We start from the raw sequence: 17,081 nt of genomic DNA, 5'->3' as shown, positions 1-17,081 counted from the left end.
GTAATTATGGCGATAAGGAGGTGCAAAGATGAGTCACAGTGTATATGATAATTCTCCGTTTGATTCGAATCATGATGGGCATATAGATGCAAATGAAGCTTCTTTTATACATGATACATATTATAGTGATAGAGATTCGGGCAGTAGCCTGGGTGGTAAAACATCTTCTACAAGTGGTTCTTATAATGGAGGAGAACGAAAGAGGAGCGGTAGAACAGAACGGGAAAAGAGTGTAGATGAAATAATCCAAGCAGATAGGCATAGTAAGGCGGTATTCTGGTTCTTGATTATTATAGCTATAAACATATTTTTCTATGCACCTGTGCCGGGATTAATTATGCTTGCCATAATTGTTTTAATAAAGGTATTAGCAAGTGTTTAAGTATCAGATTTAGGGCAAGTGAATATATAGCGAATTATATACGCTTATTTTTCGAAAAGAGATATTTTTTTGTGGATCAGTAAAGTGTATCTTGTATATAGAGATACCACACCGTTTTCAGAGAAGTTATGGAGGGCGGGATCATGAAAAAGACTATAATTACTCTTATTACAACATTCGTTGTAGCAATTACCTTGTTTGGAAGTATACCCATGAGCGCGAGGGCATATAGTAGCCAGTGTGCTAAATCCGGATGTACCAGGATAAGAAGTACTGGAAGTATATATTGCTATGTTCATAAGCCATCTACGAGCTCTTCCAGCAGCTCATATTCTAGCAGTACCAAGTCCTATACAAGCGCTTCTGTAGGTCATTGCGCTAAGTCCGGCTGCACCAGAAAGAGAAGTACTGGCAGCATCTACTGCTACGACCATAAGCCTACCACGACATCAAGCAACAGTTCTTCATACAGCAGCAAGAAGAGCACTTCAAAGAAGTCATATTCAAGTTCCAAGAAGAAATATGATTCCTATGATGTTTACGATTATAAATCCGCTCAGGATTTTGCTGATGACAAGTATGAAGAATTCTACGACTATGAAGATGATTATGATGATGAAGACGAAGCTTATGATGCAGCTGAAGATTATTGGAATGATCATCACTGATGGGAAAGGAGCTTGTTATGAATGGACCTTTTGATGATATGTTTGGAAATACTCCATTTGATCTGAATAATGATGGGCATATAGATGCCGGTGAATGGGCTTTTATAAATGATACAGTTTTCAAAGAGGATAATGATTCATCCGATTTTGATGATGAGGAAGAAGAACTCGAGGACGAGCTTGAAATGGCTGGCCTTTCCAGGGATGATCTGGAGATGATGGATCCTGATGGGAGGCGAGAAGCTCTTGAGGATGCCGGATTTGATGCAGACGGTTTTGATGATTTTGATTTTTAAGCTATTTACAAAGAGGTGTTTTGATTGACATAAAGCATATCTGAATGGAATGATCCATCCTCTGGGTAGTTGGATATGTGATCACAGGGCATTTAGTCTGGTAGGGGATTTCGTGAGATTAGCCGGGCACTCCTTTCTAAAATAAACGTTTGAATATAGTAAGTGAAACATAAAAGAATCTTTTATACAAAAGGCTAAATTCGTGAAAGGTGGTATGCATGGGTATATTTGGATTGTTTTCAAGTGATGATGAACATGATGTCAGATTAACAGATAGTGAAATAGAGAAGCTTACAAAGAATATGTCCCGTTCTGAAAAGAAAGAATTCTACCGAAGGCAGGAAGAACTTGAGCGCGATCGAGCCGATAAGGAAGCCTGGCTTTGGGCTATGGGAGATTGGGACGAGAATGATTGATTATTATACTAGTGGTATGATGCATTACATTCGTAATGAAAGAATGAGATGGGGGTTTTTACTGTATTGAAGATATATTATCAGGATTTACAGCAGTATGAGACTGAGTATACTTTTGGATTTAAGGTTGATGGTGAGAATAAGTAAATAGTTGCGGGAAGTTGAATACGTACTTGGCGCTCCTTACTTGAAATATATTAGGTAAGGAGCGTTTATTTGTAAGTAATAAATATGATTTTTATGGATATTTAATATGTGATAATCTTGCTCGGAAGTATAATTTTATTGTAAAAGTCGTTTTGTTGTGTATGGAATGTCCGTTTAGCATATTTAAAGGCACAATGAGAGTTAAATTGCTTAAATGGCTCTTTTAGAGAGGAAAAGGATATAAATGAAGTGGTATTGTTCTGAGTGTAAATCTTTTCATAATGAGGATGAGTTATGCCCTAAGATTAGAATTCAACTGAAAACGCATCCAGAATTGCTTTATCAAGCAGCAGATTTTTCCGTTGTTGCAGGTGAGGAAGCGCTTATTACTACACAGGCATTAGATAAAGCTGCGCAGTACATTAATTCTTTGACCGGGAGTGAGTTATCTTATGAAGGGACACAACAATTTGCGAGAGATATACAAGTATTCAAGCGATTAAACGAGGAACCTTTTTCGAAGTGTGGTGCATTTTCGACTCCCGAGAAGGCTAGAACATATATGGAAAATGTAATAAAGAATGCTAAAGAAAGACCAAGAGCCTTGACTAGTTTTGAATCAAAACTTACGGGATACTCTGAAGAAGTTGATTGGTTAAGGCAAAAGCAGGGGCAATTATCTGCATTGTGGGAAAGAAACGAACTATTATCAAATAATGCTCCTGGAATTGATGGCATTACATACAATAGATTTACTGGAAAACAGATAAGTAGAACTACTATTAAAGCATCATCTAATCAAATGACAAAGAATAGCACAGGTATTGCTGATGTGAAAAAAGCAATTGAGAAAGGATATGCTAATCAACAAGATATTATTTTTGGACCAGCAGGAACAAAGCTAGCAGCTTCGGATGCGGGGTTACTTAATCCGGTAGAAGAAAAGAATACTGTTCTGGATATTAGAGAATCAACAAGAAGGCAAGAGAGAAAAATAGCTAAAGGCGAGGCGTACACCAAGGTTCCATCTTCACAAATTGCCAAACATGCTTTAAATGGTGCGATAGTAGGAGGCGCAGTATCATTGTCGGTATCTGCAATTACAACATATATTCGTTATCGTAATGGTGAATTGTCTAGAGAAGAGGCATACAAAGATATCTCTGAAGGTTGTCTGAATGGAGCATTAGTTGGAGGAATACTTGGAGGAGTGACGATTTTTCTTCCAATAGGTGTAATGGGTGTTATTACAGGAAATGCTGTGGGCATATATGTAAATTCATCAACTTCCAATGTTTTAGATGAGATATATGGGAAAGGAGCATACGCAGCGGCATTAGATGCTTCTGGATATGTATGTGGAATGACTTATAGTCTTGCTTACTGCATAAGAGAGATAGATAAGAATGATAGAGAGATATTACATAATATTCAAGAGACTAAGAGTATACAAAAGGATATTGAAACTTTGATGAACGAGTTAGATAAATGAGCGGAGATATAATCAATGAGTATGGGTATTGACAAGAATAATAATTCCTTTGATATGGAAGATGCAATAAAAAAGTTGTCTTCTGTTTCAGAAGAACAATTTGAAATAATTAAACATGAGAAATGGTATATCCGTTTGTGGGAGACAGTAACTTTTTCCAGAAAAGGAGAAATGAAGCTCTCAGAGCAAGTAAGTACGCTTGCGCAAGCACAACAGATTATAGCGCAATATCTTTTGAAAAAATCACTGGATGAAAAAGAAATATCAGATATTGTACGTAATAATGCTTCTTATATCAAAAAACTTGCAGGGAATACCGTATGTTTTAAGGAGAAATTAACTAGCCTTTCTAATCTAGTATTGTTATTAAATGAAATAAATAATGGATATTATAGCAGTGTTAAGCCAATCACAGCTATATGTATGATAATCGCCCAATTAGACAACGTGATATTATCTGACCCTCGAGCGCTGAATAATATCTGCATGAGCATGAATAATCATGATGTTCTTAATGGTAAAAATATAGATGTTATAGATTTCTTGATAGATGTTTCTGATATGGACGAAAAAGAAATTCCGTTAGTATACACAGAATTATCAACAATAGAAGATAATGAGTATGCTAAGTTGGTTCTTTTGCTGATACACAAAATTTATTTTGCAAAAGATGAAAATCTTGATAGGGAGGATATTGTCCTGGATGTTGCATTGCAATATGGAATCGAAAAAAAATATGATACTACAAACCTCAATCATGTTTTTGAGTCATTAATTAACAGTGTAATATCTCATAAGGTTGCTGAAGGAGATTTTTCTATTACAAATCCGACTGCAAAACAAGAGCGTGAGGAAGCAGAAAAACTTTTTTATGCTGGCAGATTGATAGAAGCGTATCCTAAATTTATACATTCAGCAGATATTGGTGATGCAAGGGCATGCTACTTTGCTGCACGCTATTATCGCAGTGCGTATGGTACAACAGAGAAAAATGATGAATTATACTTGAAATATGTGAATTTGGGAATTCAGAGAAGAGATTCTCTTTGTTGTCTTGAATATTCATTGCACATGTATAATCAGGGAAGTAAAACTAAAGCTGAATCTTGGAGAAATAAAGCTCTTCCACAAGTTGGGAAAATGGCTGATAGGGGAGATTTAATAGCAAGTCAATTATTATCAAATATATTTTTCCATTTTTATATTATGGATTCTATAGAAAAAGATAAGAATATCGAATTGAATGAGAGAGAACAAAGGATGTTAAGCGCCTCTTGTGGAGTATATAAGAATTATACTTCAAAAGCTTTGGAGGGAGGATACTGGCTTGCAGCCTTTAATAAATGTTTTTCACCAGAATGTATGGTTGATGGTGATGGACGAGAGAAAAATATTGAAAAATATGGATGGATGTTTGAGAATGTCGAATGGAGTACGATACAAATAATGATGGGGTCTAGGTACCTTATTCTGGATCAAAAAGAAAAGAGATACTATAAAAATGCAATAGAGTGTTTTCTTAAAGCGTATAAATTACAAAAAACAGATTATTTATGTGGAATGATTTCATTTTTTTTGAATGCAGACTTAATTGGAGAATCAGAAGAGTATGAAATTAGTAAAAAGGATATAAAACCTTTTTACTACAAAGGTTTGGATAGTGATGAACCAAGTGGGTTAGAAGAACTTGGAGATCTATACTATACTGGTGTTGGAGATAAACATGCGGGAGTGGACAGAGAAGCTGCTTTTGAACATTATGAAAGAGCTTATGAAGGATACACTAATAATGCATCGGTGGTAAAATATCTATTCAATTATGGGAGAGCATCTACTGCGTACAAGTTAGGTTATATGTTAGTAAATGGCATTGGCACAGAATGTAATAACGAAAGGGCAATCAGTTATTATGAAGATGCAATTCAATATGGTGATGAGCGAGCAATTAAAGCATTAGCAGAATGCTATTCGAAGGGAATTGGTGTAAAAAGGAATTTAGAAAGAAGTAACGAATTGTTGTCTATGATTAAAAATGATTAAAGAACTATTTTCTCAGAAAGTAATGCATTGACTTTATTAAAAAATTGCTGGTCTCATTCAAGTGACAGGAATCGAGATCAGCAAAATTTTTATTTTCTAAACCTAGGTTGACACGAAGTGCAATAAACGATATCTTTAGGTCAGTAGCTACAACCTTATCGAAAGGAAACGAAAGCTGTGACGGAAAAGATGCCGGATAACAACGAAGTTGATGAGCTTTACCAGTCTATTATAGACGAGTATGAGACTACTAAGTCAATAGCCCAGATCGCAAAAAAACTTAATACCACGCAGGTGAGGGTGCAGAGGGTTCTGATAACGGAAGGATTATGGAGTTCTAAGAGGACGAAGCAGATAGCAGATCTTCGGCAGCAGGGCTTTTCAACAGAGGAAATCGCTGAGAAGCTGGGGAAGGATGTCAGGACAATACAGACGTTTTTACCATATTCCCGTGGTCAGTACGGTAAATCGGATTCAACGGATGCCATGAAATCAAAAGAGTATCGTGACCGTATGCATGTTGCAGCTGAGAACATGAGAAATAAGGGTGAAGCTGCCATGACTATAGAACGGGGCATTGATATTGATTACCTGATGGAGAACGGAGCGCAGGGCGAAGGGAATATAAACATAAAGCCCCACACCGAAGAAGAACTTGAACGAAATCCGTTTTTGAATAATGAATCAGTATACAGGTTGAAGGTTGAATTAAGGGATCATTTCATGTGGGGAGAAAACGGGCTTGGTCTTGATGCGGATGAAGAACATGATTTTCTGAAGCTTGCAAAAGCAAAAGAGGGTATATCCCGCGAAGTTCTGGTGCCCAGCACAATGAACCTTCATGCAATGCATTACATGATACAGAGACTTTTTGGATGGCAGAACGGTCACCTGCATAACTTCTGTATATCCAAGGATGAATTCCAAGGAATTACAAGGGGTACAGTAGGCGGATGGAAAAATCTGTGCGGAAGCCTTTTACATTTTCCAGCAGATGATTCCACGGACTTTTACTGGGATGATGATTACCAGGAAGGCGAGAGTGTAAAAAGTTGGCTCAAGAGGAAATACGAAGGGCCATATTCTCAGAAAGCTGTTTGTGAGACATATTTTGATTCGCAGAGAAAGGTGAAGAAGTTTTCAGAGGATTATCCCAAGTTTACAGCTGACATGTCACTTGATGAGATGAACAGCAAGATAATCATGGAGGAAAATCTTAACTTCCTGAATGAAAGACTTACGCTCGGTGAGCTTCTGACAAATAAGGCACCCAGGGCAGGGAAGGCCAGGGAAAAGGCTTATGCAAAATGGCTCGAGAGACTTGATAAAAAGAAGAAGAGAATCGATGAGAAGATAGCAGGTTTGGGTGAGCAGACAGTTAAGGATTATATTGAGGCAGCAGATAACCTGAAATTATGGCGCCATAACAGAAATAATGTGGAAGACAGGCTATATTTCGGGAATGCTGATGGGCTGATGGATGAGACCGGGAGAACAGCTGAGGAGTGGCTGGACAGGGCGGATTATATGATTCCGCTATATGAAGACGGATGCCACAGACTTTTTAATGAGTTTAACCCGAGACTCACACCGCTTTTTGATACGATTTATTATCTGTATGATTATGGCGATGGCTGGTGTGTAAAGATCACCGTGATGGATAAATATGACAGAAAGACTAATGCAGACCTGACAACATGCAAGGCTTTCGTGATCGATATAATGAATGAGAATGATGGCCTTGAGCGATACAGATATTACAACGGGGACCAGGCTGTGGAGGAGGAACTTCGCGACGTGCTTGCATATGTGGATGTGAAACAGCATCCGAAATGCGTGGCAGCAGACGGCTTATATGTCCTTGATGATGTAGGCGGGATAAGCGGTTTTTATGAAATGCTTGAGACACTGGCAGGCGATGATCCGGAGGAAAAGGCTGAGACCAAGACGTGGGCAAGGAGCCTTGGATGGACAGGAAGGATGAGCAGGCCTGGAAATATGCTATGATTTACAGAAATCAGAAGGTGAAGTAAGGCTTGTTATGATTTGCGGGGCTGCAATTATTATTGATGTTGTTGGGAGGACTTTAAAAATGTCAGATGGATCTGCAATAGAGATTCAGAGTGGGTACGGTAAGGCTGTACAAAAACAGAAGAAAAAAATAAGAGTTGTAGGCTTGGTGACAATATTTGTCGTATCGATAATGGCAGCTTCATTTTGTGACCTGAAATTTGATAATAAGGCTACATCAATATTAGTTTATCTGATATATGGGGTAGCTGTTCTGATAATAACTGCAATTATAAATGTTGTCTGGGCTATGGGACTTCTGAAAAAGATAGAGTCACTGAATCCGCTTTTGGAGAAAGATCCGGACATGTACATGGCAGAACTCACGGATATGATTGGAAATCCCAAATCGGCAGTGCTTAAGCAGATACTGCATCTGAACAGGGGAAGAGCCTATGTCTGCAAGCAGGATTATCAGGCTGCTCTTTCGGAGTTTGAAAATATGGGCGACAAGATTGTCCTTGATCAGAGAAGGAAGATCATGTACAGGATTATGCTTGCACTGTGTTATCTGAACCTTGATAGAAAGCAGGAAGCTTTGTCTATAATAGAGGAACAGCAGGGAGTCCTGACAGAGTTAAGAGAAAAAGGGGATTCGCTTGCAACGTCTCTTCTGTCGGTGCTTGAGGAGGAAAAGTGGCAGGAAGAAGATGGGTAAGAATACGGTGATCGTAAGCCCTATGTGATTAATATATAAAAGCTGCATTTCTGCAGCTGAGTTTTTGAGGGTTAGCTGCCAGATTGTCATGTTTCTGGCAGCTTGTGTTTTATGAAGAAAAGTGTTTCTATGAGGGGTTCCAAGAGGTTCTGCGTTCCTCTTGATGCTTTTATGATAACTAATCTTACTTAAGCCAAACTAAAATTCTGTGGGGAAAGTGTGAAGATTCGGTGAAAACGTGATCTGCCTAAAATGGGTGCTTGTGGTGCCGGAATGCGAGTATAATATTTCATAAGATAAGATGCGATGAGATGGGAACAGACATATGAGTAAACACAAAATGGTAAATGGAAAGCTCCTTCAGATGAACAAGAGCTATGGCCAGCTTAAGAATAAACAGAAATCAAAGATAGCGGAGTGGATGTACCAGGCTTACAAGAAGCAGATAAATGAAGGTATCAGCAATGAAGAAGCACTGTCACTTGTTTTGGATAAGATAGATGAGGCTCAGATATGGGTACCTGATTACGAGGTGGAGAAAAAGTACAACGGGAGCAAGAATAAATTCCAAAGAAGGCTTGCTAGTGAAAACATACCACAGCATATATATCAAATGGAAGCTCTGCTGGATAAAGCGACTGCAAGGCTTGATGCTTTGGAAGCGAAAATAGAAGAGTATAAGGAATTTCAGTCTGATATCAAAAGGCTTGAGGAATACTATACAAGTCAGCAGTGGAAGGATGATTTTGCCATGGATGAGAAAGGGACTTTTCCTGAGAGACTGAAGCGTGGTGTTTTGTCAGAGGACGGAATCTATAACCTGCTGGAACGCAATAAGGAAATGATGGACTGGATAAATACAGGGAGTGAGGATTGAAGACATGTGGCTGTTATTTGCAATTCTTTCAGCAGTGTTTGCTGCGTTGACATCTATCCTGGCAAAGGTGGGTATAGATGGAGTTAATTCGAATCTTGCCACAGCAATAAGGACATGCGTTGTGGTGGTAATGGCCTGGGGTATGGTTTTTGTCACCAATGCTCAGGGTGGTATCAATACCATAAGCAGAAAGAGCTGGATATTTCTTATCCTTTCGGGACTGGCTACAGGAGCATCATGGCTATGTTATTACAAGGCTTTGCAGATGGGAGAGGCATCTAAGGTGGTTCCGATAGACAAACTCAGTGTTGTCATTACACTTGTACTGGCGTTTGTTTTTCTGCATGAGGAGTTTACAACGAAATCTCTTATAGGATGTGTGCTTATTGGTGCAGGCACTCTGATTATGGTGATGTAACGGAGGCATGATGAAGAAAGTTAGGATCACAGTAAAAAAGATTACTCAGTATTCTGATCTGATGGAAAAGTATGAAAATCCGATAGAGCATGCGTGTAGCATGAAGCTTGAACAGAGCTTCATATGCAATGGATGGGAAAGACCGGAGGGTTTCTGTGAGAGTGCATGGGAAACCGTGTCGCCTTTTGTAATGACACTGGCTCATGGTGGTGAGAATTTCTATGACGGATGGATGAAGAACCCAAAGTCAGCAATGATTTCCTGTAACGATGGATTCAGACCGGTAAGTTTTCTGTTGGAAACAATGGATGAGGATATGATCATGTGACGTGCCGCAAAGATGAGGTCTTTAGAAAAGAACTTGAGGGCAATAGAGAAAAAGAGGATAGTTATGAAAAAGCTGACACTAGAATTGTGGCAGCTTTTTCTCCTCTAAACACTATACTTTTTATTCTTTGACTACGGCAGATTCGCCTTTATTATTTGAAAAATCTGATTCGATGAATTCAAGGTATTCACTGAGCTCCCTAAGCTCTCTCTCCATTGTTTCTGCAGCGAACATAAGAGCATTGCTGGCCTGATCATTTTCACTTAGGGCCAATCCATCTGATAAGAGCTGCAAATTGTTATTAAGACACATAAGTGTATGCATCTTACGAGATACCTCCTCAAAATATGTTTTACAATCAGCATTCTTTATGCCTGTAATACTGTGCATTTATTGTTGCCTCCTACGAAAATTATCCATCAGAAGATTACGATTCTATCCGACTTCCCCGGACACTTTTTATCCCCTATCGAGATCTCGAGAAAACAGTTACTATTCACAGCTAAATGAAGACATACAAGTACCGCGGCATTGTTTTTGGAGTTGCCCGGAACTGCGCTGTCCCGGGCATGTTGTTATGAAGAATTATATGAAAAAAAGTTTCTGTTTCTATTTCCAGAAGATTTTCATCTCCCGATGGATGTATATTAGCATCCGAAACTTAAGTGAGCATAAAAAAGGAAGATCCCTTTTGAAATCTTCCGTTAGTGCTATATATGGATTACCAAACGAAGGTTACTGCGTTAGCAATATCTTCTGTGATAGTGTTATCTTTTACTAGCTTTCTAAGCCATTTCTCAAGGTTGTCAACCTTGTGGTTTGTCTGGATAAAGTGAATGCTTTTGCCTTCTACGTCATTTGAAAGAAACAGTTCGTACATATACATAAGAGAAACCTCCATTTAATCATCTTATTTTTGTTTCATTCGTATTGGCCATTTGAATGTTCCTTGTCGCTTACAGGAAATATATCGATGGATGGGGGAGATAACTTTAGAGGAAATTATAATGTTTTAAAAATACTTTTTTGGGTGATACATATGAAATTTTTATTCATGGAATAACCATGCCTAAAATGAGGGAAAGCCAGCAATCATCGCGACTACTGGCTTTTGTGTTATGAAGAAAAGTGTTCATATGAGGGGGCGCAAATCGTCCGGGGGACGATTGCTCTGCGCTCGACCGAAGCGGAGCGTAGACCCAAGAGGTTTGTTCCTCTTGATGTTATTACTATACATTTCCAACCTAAAGTAAAACAAAAAGTCATGTAAACAGATTATGAACGATGCGGGGATATTATTAACAATCTGTTCAAAGCATTTTTAAGATGAGTTAAGTTTTTGACGGTATCATAAAGCTATCAAGAGGACAGAAACTCTTGTTAATATTGATAAAACACTTTTTCATAACTGCTGTCTGGTGAAGAACCAGACAGCATCCTCCCTAAAATAGTAGCTGCCTTTTACAGGCGGCTTTTTCTATTTTATGCCTATATTGAGGGCTTCATCTGAGATATAATTTATACATGGCGCAGAAATGAAGGAAGGGGATAGCATGGGTTATTGCGGATGGGCTGATTTCAACGAACGGAATAAGACGTACCATGATAATGAATGGGGAATTCCGGTGCATGACGATCGTAAGATGTTTGAGCATCTGATGCTGGAGTGCATGCAATGCGGCCTTTCCTGGGATTTAATGCTTAAAAAGCGCGAAATTTTCAGGTCATGTTTTGATGGATTTGATTATGACAAGATTGCTGCCTATGATGATACAGATATTCAGAGGATCCTTGATACGGAAGATATGATAAAGTCTCCACGGAAGATAGCTGCAGTAATAAACAATGCGAAGTGTTTTCAGAAGGTGCGGGAAGAGTTCGGAAGCTTCTGCAACTACATGTGGTCGTACTCGGATAACAAGGTCATTTTATATAATGGACACAGCAAGCTTGGCGGCAGGATTCCCGTTAGTAACGGGCTGTCAAAGGCTATCAGCAAAGATCTGAAGAAACGGGGATTCAAGTATGTTGGTGAGGTGACGATTTATTCACACCTGCAGGCCTGCGGCATCATAAACGACCATGATGAAACCTGTCCATGTTTTTCAAAGATAAATGCGGAGAATGAGACAGTAAACAAACGTAGGGATAAAGAGGTTTATTAGTTATAACATGCAAATCAGGGAACTGACTGAGATTGAAAAACAAGCTTATGATGAAATGATAGAGGGGGCAAGACAGATTAATCTCTTCGGAGATGAGGAGGAACTGGACGCAAAGGATTTTGTTATTGAGCGTCCTGATTCTGGGGAATGCTGATAAGATGCGATGAGATAAAAAAAGGAAAGCTTATGACCATGTATCCGCCAGTGCATAAAAGAACAGAATATCCTTTTGACTATGACAGGCTAACTATGCTCTGGGATAAGTATCCCCAGTATCACGAAAAGACACTGTTTTCAACGATGGATGAACTATTGGAAGAGCATGAATCCTACAGGAAGGACTACGAAGAGGTTAAGGATGAATATATTTCATGCGGATATGAGAAGTTCCTTATTCAGCTTTCCTGGGCAGATCTTCCCTACAGATATGAGACAAAGCGCCTGATTGAAAAAGCAGGTGATATTCCAGAAAACTATTATGTCAAAGAGTTTATGGATCAGTTTAGGGGGATAGACACTGAAAGGAAAGCATGTTTTGTTTTTCCTGAGAGTTTTGTTCCTCATTTCTTTGTTGTAATGGAAGTATGTAAGAATGCAGAATCTGTTTCACCCATTAAGAGCCTTTTCCCCGATGAGGAAAAGGTGCATTATCTTGCAGTGTTTGATAAGACTGATATGGACCGTATACTTTTAATGTATCATCTTTTGTATACGAGCTCTTCTGAAGAGATATATGGCGGATATTCTTTGTATGACTATCCGTTCCCCTGGTACCATAACCACCTATGGGATGGAGAAACGGTATTCCGATCTCCGTATCTTCCCGACAAACTCGCAAAATACCAGGGAAACATCCCTTACTATCACAATCCGGCAAAAACAGTATATGTGAGGCGAAATATAAAGCATATGCTTGAATGTGGGTATTTTTCCACTGAGCTCGAGTTTTTCCTTGCGCTCACAAGGGATATAATGCCTATCTTCCAATGGTGGTATACGGATATTTTGCTTTATGAGGAAAAGGACGGATTTAAAACTGACTGGAGGCTTAAACGTACACAGATAAGGACAGACCTTACTGATAAAGGAATAATAAAACCAAAATGGAAACATGAGTTATCACTTTTCAGGGAGATAAGAAAGAAGTTCCCGGATACACTATACCAGTACAGGCCTGATTGGCTAAAAAGGCAGAGCCTTGATATCTACATTCCTTCTATTAAGACCGGTATCGAATACCAGGGAATCCAGCATTATCAGCCAGTTGATTTTTTTGGAGGCGAAGAAGCGCTCTTGCAGAGGCAGGAACTTGATAAGACGAAAAAATATCTTTGTGATGCCAATGATGTCAGGCTTATCGAGTGGCCTTACAGCATGGAACCTACAATAGGAAACATAAAGAAGATGCTTAAGAAATAAAGCTTTGCATTATTGGAATTGTACTGCTTACGCCTGATTGAAAAATCTATAAGGAAGCGAAGGTCAGAATAGTCTCTCTCATATCATCAAGCCTGATGCAGATAACTCCATATTCGTTATTATCAAGGGCTGCTCTTTCCCGGAAGGAACAGCCTCCATCTATGAGCGTAATGTTCTGCTCGTGGAAGGCTTCAAATTTTCCATCAAGTCCCACCACTCGCTGGACAGGTACATGTCCGATTATGAATTCCCAGTCATTTTCTATATAATCATCCGTTGGAACAAAGATGTCTGCTCTGAATGGAGTTTTCCATACTATGTTCCAAACTACGTGATAATCGCAATCTTTGTATTCCGTGTCTATCAGTGCCACCTTGAAATATGAATGGGTGAGGCAGAAAGTCTTATCACCTTTGAAAACAAGAGTGGTAAGCACTCTGGAGTTAAGCCATGTTAGCAGGTCTTTTCTATCCTCTAGGGAAAACTCTTTATAATGTTCGAAGGTAACTTCTCCACCATTTGAGTATAACCACAGATACGCATCTTTTCCTGGTGTATCATCCACAGATCCATCAGGAGCAACAGCGTTAAGCATCATGAATTCATGGTTGCCAAGGAGCAGATCCATGTTGGGAGCATCCTTAATCATCTGAAGGATCTTGATCCCGTCAGGACCTCTGTCAATGGCATCACCAAGAACATACATGAAATCATCTTCTGAAAAATGGATGGTCTCAAGAAGCTTTTCAAAAATATCATATTGTCCGTGAAGGTCTGAAACAGCGTATGTTGCCATATGGTTATCTCCTTTATTCCTATTTTTTATTATAACGATAGCATCATGAAAAATGTTGTAAAGTTTGTCATATCTTTTGGGTCATAAAAACGAGTTAAGGATCGCCAATAGAGCGATGCGATTACAAAAATAAACCAATCTGAGAATGCTGTATAGAATGGAATAGAGGAAACCAATACACAATATGTGGTTTAAAATAATTTAAAAATATAATATATTGTGAAACTATAAGTAAATAGGCATGTTGAAGTGAATATCGCCAAATAGGCGATATGAATCGCCGTTTAGTGAGTTCTTATTTCAGATGAAATCCTATACATTAACGGTGGAGATATGCTTATGAGAAAAAGTAACGAAAACCTTAGAAAAAGAATAAAAAAGAAGCTAAAGATCTGGCACGAGATATATAGCGAAGGGAGCAAAGACCCAGGTCGTTTTTGGCGAAAAAAGCTAAAGGATAATTTTGAGTACATGATTGATAATTATGGCTTTAACGGATTGCTTTTTGCTGAATCGCTTGAGACGGATCCAAAGAATTTTTCGAAAATGAAAAATTATGGTCGTGCTCTGACGCCAGAGAAACTTAGCAGATTGATATATGTTGATGACATAAATATCCTTTGGCTGATAACCGGAGATGACAGATTTTCTAAGAGGCTGGAGTTGTCTACTGATGATGACTTTATGACAAGTTCAGTAAAATGCCAGGAATTTATATTATCATATAGAAATCTGAAAAATGAAAAAGACAAACGAAGAATACTGAATTATCTGATGAAGGAATTAGCTGAGGATTCGGATACGCTTGATGATGAAGACTCCGAATTATAAATCATGGATCCTGTAAAACACACAAGGGGGACCAACCCTCTTGTATGTTTTTTGGGTCCATGATTTTTTTGTGGAAAGAATTGAGATTTCTTATGTGGGGATATTGTGACGGAGGGATTATTCAAGGAGGATATGATATGAGTGGGATCTCAAAACATGAAGCAAGAATCAATGAGTATCTGGAGATGGTGCACCTGGAGAAACGGTTTGCATCAAAGATAACGAAGCAGTTACTGGAGAAGTATTGTGAGATACTTCATTCAGGTAATCCATTGATAACTGTGCCGCTTACAGCGGAAGAGGTGGAGAAGCAAAAGCAGGAAATGAGAAGAGAATATCTTCTAATAATGCAGGATGAAGGTGAGGAGGCAAAGAAGAAACAGTCTTTGTTCGTTACAAGGGTCCTCAATACATCCTGGATTGTTGAAAAAATAGATATGGTACTTGGGATGGTAGCGGATTTTCATGATGTGGGATCGTTGTATAGGGAAATACTTGAAGAAAGCTATCTCAATGATAAGATAATGACAGTTGAAAAAATGGCTGTAAAACATTCAATGAGTGAATCTGGAGTTAGAAATACAAGAAGAGAGGCAATAAAGCTGTTTGCGTTTTATATATGGGCTTATGCGCAAAGAAGAGAATCTGAAGATATAATTGCAGGGAAGGTCAGTCCGGCTGATGCTGTAAATGAAAAGTTGGATAAAGCCAGTTAATAAGCGTGTCTGCAGAAATGCAGGCATTCTTTTTGCTGTAAATAATCTGTCACTGCAATGTGCTGAAGTGTGCTAGTATAATGGAGGCTCTGGAGAGAGGGGGAGCGAGCTAGATTGCTATAAATGAGGAGAAAAGAGATGGAAAGGTTTAATCAAAGAGAAAAGAAAAGAGACTTCTACTGCCCCTTATGTGGAAAACACGTTCTGGGAACTCCAAAGGACAGAGAAAAGGTTAATGATGATTGCCAATGCCCAAAATGTCTGAGGAAATACGTGATAAAATATGACCGCTCTGGATGGCTGGATATGCATACGGACAGGCGTGCCAGAAGAAGGGCATAATCGATTCATATATATAAGTGTCTTTGGAATTAAAAATATAGTTCAAAGGAAACTGCTAATGATATCGGATTCAGCATGGGACTGGAAGGGATATGCGCAGTACTTTGAGTTTTAGCTGGCGGCTATGAGCGGCTGAGTATCGTTGGAAGGCGGAGCAAAACAGAGGAAATATCCATTGTTATGGGTATTCTGTTTTGCACCGTCTTTTTATTATGTCTAAAAATGCGCGTTCAGATTTGAACACAAAACGATGAAATTCCTCTGTTTTATCCGAGTTGTGTTCAGATTTGAACGTTTTTGTTTGGGAAACCTCAATAGGTAGGTATCCGTGACCTCCCGGTTTTTGAAACTAATGACTTTTTCAAAAATCGGAGGAAACGGAAAGTGAATAATAAAGAGAATATTGAAGAATATGAAGTGATCAACCTTGGATACGAGTATCCTGGGATAACAGGAGGCGTTAAGTGGGCTGTGGTAACGGATCTGGACATTGATGTGTTAATGAGGAAATACGGAGAGGAGCTGACTCAGTATATGCCCTATGTGGTCATGACTTCAGAACAGGGAGAAGCCTTTCGTGATTATAAGCGAAATGAGGCGAAGCATGAGATGCGCAGGATAAGACATCATATCTTTGGTGGATATGAAGAGGGTATGACAGAGTATATGAATTCTGTGTTTTCTAAAGAAGAACCGGAAGAAACAGTCATGGAGAAATTGGAGTATGAGAGATTCAAGGAGGCATTGGACAAGCTTCCTCCTGCACAAAAACGTAGATGTATTCTGTATTTTTATCATGGCCTTTCTGAAAAAGAAATCGCTAAAGCTGAGGGTGTATCACAGCAGATGGTTTCCCTTTCGCTTGATGGAGCTCTGAAAAACCTTAAGAAGTACCTGAAGCTTTAAAATGCTATTTACAATGGGTGTGCATGTTCCAGGCAGTCTGGGATATGCATGCCTTAAATAGGTAAAAGTAAGTTTTTGTAATGATAGCAATGGTGTAAAATGGTAGAGATATAT

At 38.9% G+C, this 17,081-nt stretch carries 21 protein-coding genes; 18 read left to right on the top strand and 3 right to left on the bottom strand.

The window, feature by feature from the left end; translation table 11 throughout:
- Nucleotides 1-28 precede the first annotated feature (28 nt).
- The 11 genes from T543_RS01560 to T543_RS01505 all read left to right on the top strand — a co-directional run bounded on the left by T543_RS01560 (nucleotide 29) and on the right by T543_RS01505 (nucleotide 9,792).
- Nucleotides 29-382 carry a hypothetical protein gene (locus tag T543_RS01560; RefSeq protein WP_035765012.1) on the top strand — a complete coding sequence of 118 codons (354 nt, stop codon included), beginning with the start codon at nucleotides 29-31 and terminating at the stop codon, nucleotides 380-382.
- A gap of 143 nt (nucleotides 383-525) precedes the next feature.
- The gene (locus T543_RS01555) at nucleotides 526-1,050 is read left to right on the top strand and encodes a hypothetical protein (protein ID WP_035765009.1); all 525 of its coding nucleotides are present in this window, start codon (nucleotides 526-528) and stop codon (nucleotides 1,048-1,050) included.
- 17 nt (nucleotides 1,051-1,067) lie between these two features.
- Entirely contained in the window at nucleotides 1,068-1,346 is a 279-nt protein-coding gene (locus tag T543_RS01550; RefSeq protein ID WP_035765847.1) for a hypothetical protein, read from the top strand.
- 218 nt (nucleotides 1,347-1,564) lie between these two features.
- Complete coding sequence (locus T543_RS01545; RefSeq protein WP_035765007.1) at nucleotides 1,565-1,762, top strand: hypothetical protein; 198 nt, start codon at nucleotides 1,565-1,567, stop codon at nucleotides 1,760-1,762.
- Nucleotides 1,763-2,153: 391 nt separating this feature from the next.
- Entirely contained in the window at nucleotides 2,154-3,401 is a 1,248-nt protein-coding gene (locus tag T543_RS01540) for a hypothetical protein (protein ID WP_035765004.1), read from the top strand.
- A gap of 15 nt (nucleotides 3,402-3,416) precedes the next feature.
- Entirely contained in the window at nucleotides 3,417-5,441 is a 2,025-nt protein-coding gene (locus T543_RS01535; RefSeq protein WP_035765002.1) for a tetratricopeptide repeat protein, read from the top strand.
- Between the two features lie 177 nt (nucleotides 5,442-5,618).
- Entirely contained in the window at nucleotides 5,619-7,448 is a 1,830-nt protein-coding gene (locus tag T543_RS01530) for an IS1096 element passenger TnpR family protein (protein WP_035764999.1), read from the top strand.
- An 85-nt stretch (nucleotides 7,449-7,533) separates the two neighbouring features.
- Nucleotides 7,534-8,169: a tetratricopeptide repeat protein gene (locus T543_RS01525; protein WP_035764997.1), complete on the top strand. Its 636-nt coding sequence runs from the start codon at nucleotides 7,534-7,536 to the stop codon at nucleotides 8,167-8,169.
- Between the two features lie 325 nt (nucleotides 8,170-8,494).
- Entirely contained in the window at nucleotides 8,495-9,046 is a 552-nt protein-coding gene (locus T543_RS16160) for a DUF4298 domain-containing protein (protein WP_242839437.1), read from the top strand.
- 4 nt (nucleotides 9,047-9,050) lie between these two features.
- Nucleotides 9,051-9,464 carry an EamA family transporter gene (locus T543_RS01510; protein WP_026509216.1) on the top strand — a complete coding sequence of 138 codons (414 nt, stop codon included), beginning with the start codon at nucleotides 9,051-9,053 and terminating at the stop codon, nucleotides 9,462-9,464.
- Nucleotides 9,465-9,471: 7 nt separating this feature from the next.
- A complete protein-coding gene (locus T543_RS01505; RefSeq protein ID WP_330363539.1) occupies nucleotides 9,472-9,792 on the top strand; it encodes a TIGR04076 family protein in 321 nt (106 codons plus the stop codon).
- A gap of 120 nt (nucleotides 9,793-9,912) precedes the next feature.
- Here the strand turns inward: T543_RS01505 and T543_RS01500 are convergent, their stop codons facing one another.
- Both T543_RS01500 and T543_RS15810 read right to left on the bottom strand, forming a co-directional pair.
- The gene (locus T543_RS01500) at nucleotides 9,913-10,182 is read right to left on the bottom strand and encodes a hypothetical protein (RefSeq protein WP_035764990.1); all 270 of its coding nucleotides are present in this window, start codon (nucleotides 10,180-10,182) and stop codon (nucleotides 9,913-9,915) included.
- 331 nt (nucleotides 10,183-10,513) lie between these two features.
- Entirely contained in the window at nucleotides 10,514-10,678 is a 165-nt protein-coding gene (locus T543_RS15810; protein ID WP_155829897.1) for a hypothetical protein, read from the bottom strand.
- A gap of 667 nt (nucleotides 10,679-11,345) precedes the next feature.
- On the opposite strand from T543_RS15810, the gene T543_RS01495 reads away from it, so the two are divergent.
- From T543_RS01495 to T543_RS01490, 3 genes are read left to right on the top strand one after another with little or no spacing between them, the layout of a single operon-like run.
- Nucleotides 11,346-11,957 carry a DNA-3-methyladenine glycosylase I gene (locus T543_RS01495; protein WP_035764987.1) on the top strand — a complete coding sequence of 204 codons (612 nt, stop codon included), beginning with the start codon at nucleotides 11,346-11,348 and terminating at the stop codon, nucleotides 11,955-11,957.
- A 7-nt stretch (nucleotides 11,958-11,964) separates the two neighbouring features.
- Nucleotides 11,965-12,111: a hypothetical protein gene (locus T543_RS15805; protein WP_155843110.1), complete on the top strand. Its 147-nt coding sequence runs from the start codon at nucleotides 11,965-11,967 to the stop codon at nucleotides 12,109-12,111.
- Complete coding sequence (locus T543_RS01490; protein WP_035764985.1) at nucleotides 12,105-13,376, top strand: hypothetical protein; 1,272 nt, start codon at nucleotides 12,105-12,107, stop codon at nucleotides 13,374-13,376. Before T543_RS15805 ends, T543_RS01490 begins: the two co-directional genes overlap by 7 nt.
- Before the next feature lie 46 nt (nucleotides 13,377-13,422).
- Here T543_RS01490 and T543_RS01485 read toward each other — a convergent pair whose 3' ends face one another.
- The gene (locus tag T543_RS01485) at nucleotides 13,423-14,172 is read right to left on the bottom strand and encodes a metallophosphoesterase (RefSeq protein WP_035764984.1); all 750 of its coding nucleotides are present in this window, start codon (nucleotides 14,170-14,172) and stop codon (nucleotides 13,423-13,425) included.
- Between the two features lie 339 nt (nucleotides 14,173-14,511).
- Between T543_RS01485 and T543_RS01480 the strand changes: the two genes are divergently transcribed.
- The 4 genes from T543_RS01480 to T543_RS14935 all read left to right on the top strand — a co-directional run bounded on the left by T543_RS01480 (nucleotide 14,512) and on the right by T543_RS14935 (nucleotide 16,967).
- Nucleotides 14,512-15,003 (top strand): hypothetical protein, encoded by a 492-nt coding sequence (locus T543_RS01480; protein ID WP_035764982.1) that lies wholly within the window; start codon nucleotides 14,512-14,514, stop codon nucleotides 15,001-15,003.
- Between the two features lie 137 nt (nucleotides 15,004-15,140).
- Nucleotides 15,141-15,719 carry a hypothetical protein gene (locus tag T543_RS01475; protein ID WP_035764981.1) on the top strand — a complete coding sequence of 193 codons (579 nt, stop codon included), beginning with the start codon at nucleotides 15,141-15,143 and terminating at the stop codon, nucleotides 15,717-15,719.
- Nucleotides 15,720-15,857: 138 nt separating this feature from the next.
- Nucleotides 15,858-16,061, top strand: coding sequence for a hypothetical protein (locus T543_RS01470; protein WP_026496681.1), 204 nt, complete (start codon nucleotides 15,858-15,860; stop codon nucleotides 16,059-16,061).
- A 324-nt stretch (nucleotides 16,062-16,385) separates the two neighbouring features.
- The gene (locus T543_RS14935) at nucleotides 16,386-16,967 is read left to right on the top strand and encodes a sigma-70 family RNA polymerase sigma factor (RefSeq protein ID WP_081829882.1); all 582 of its coding nucleotides are present in this window, start codon (nucleotides 16,386-16,388) and stop codon (nucleotides 16,965-16,967) included.
- Nucleotides 16,968-17,081 lie beyond the last annotated feature (114 nt).

This window comes from Butyrivibrio sp. NC2002 (assembly GCF_000702265.1).
Classification (GTDB): Bacteria; Bacillota; Clostridia; order Lachnospirales; family Lachnospiraceae; genus Butyrivibrio.
Note: the sequence above shows the minus strand (reverse complement) of the source record. Positions and strands in the feature narration are given on the sequence as shown.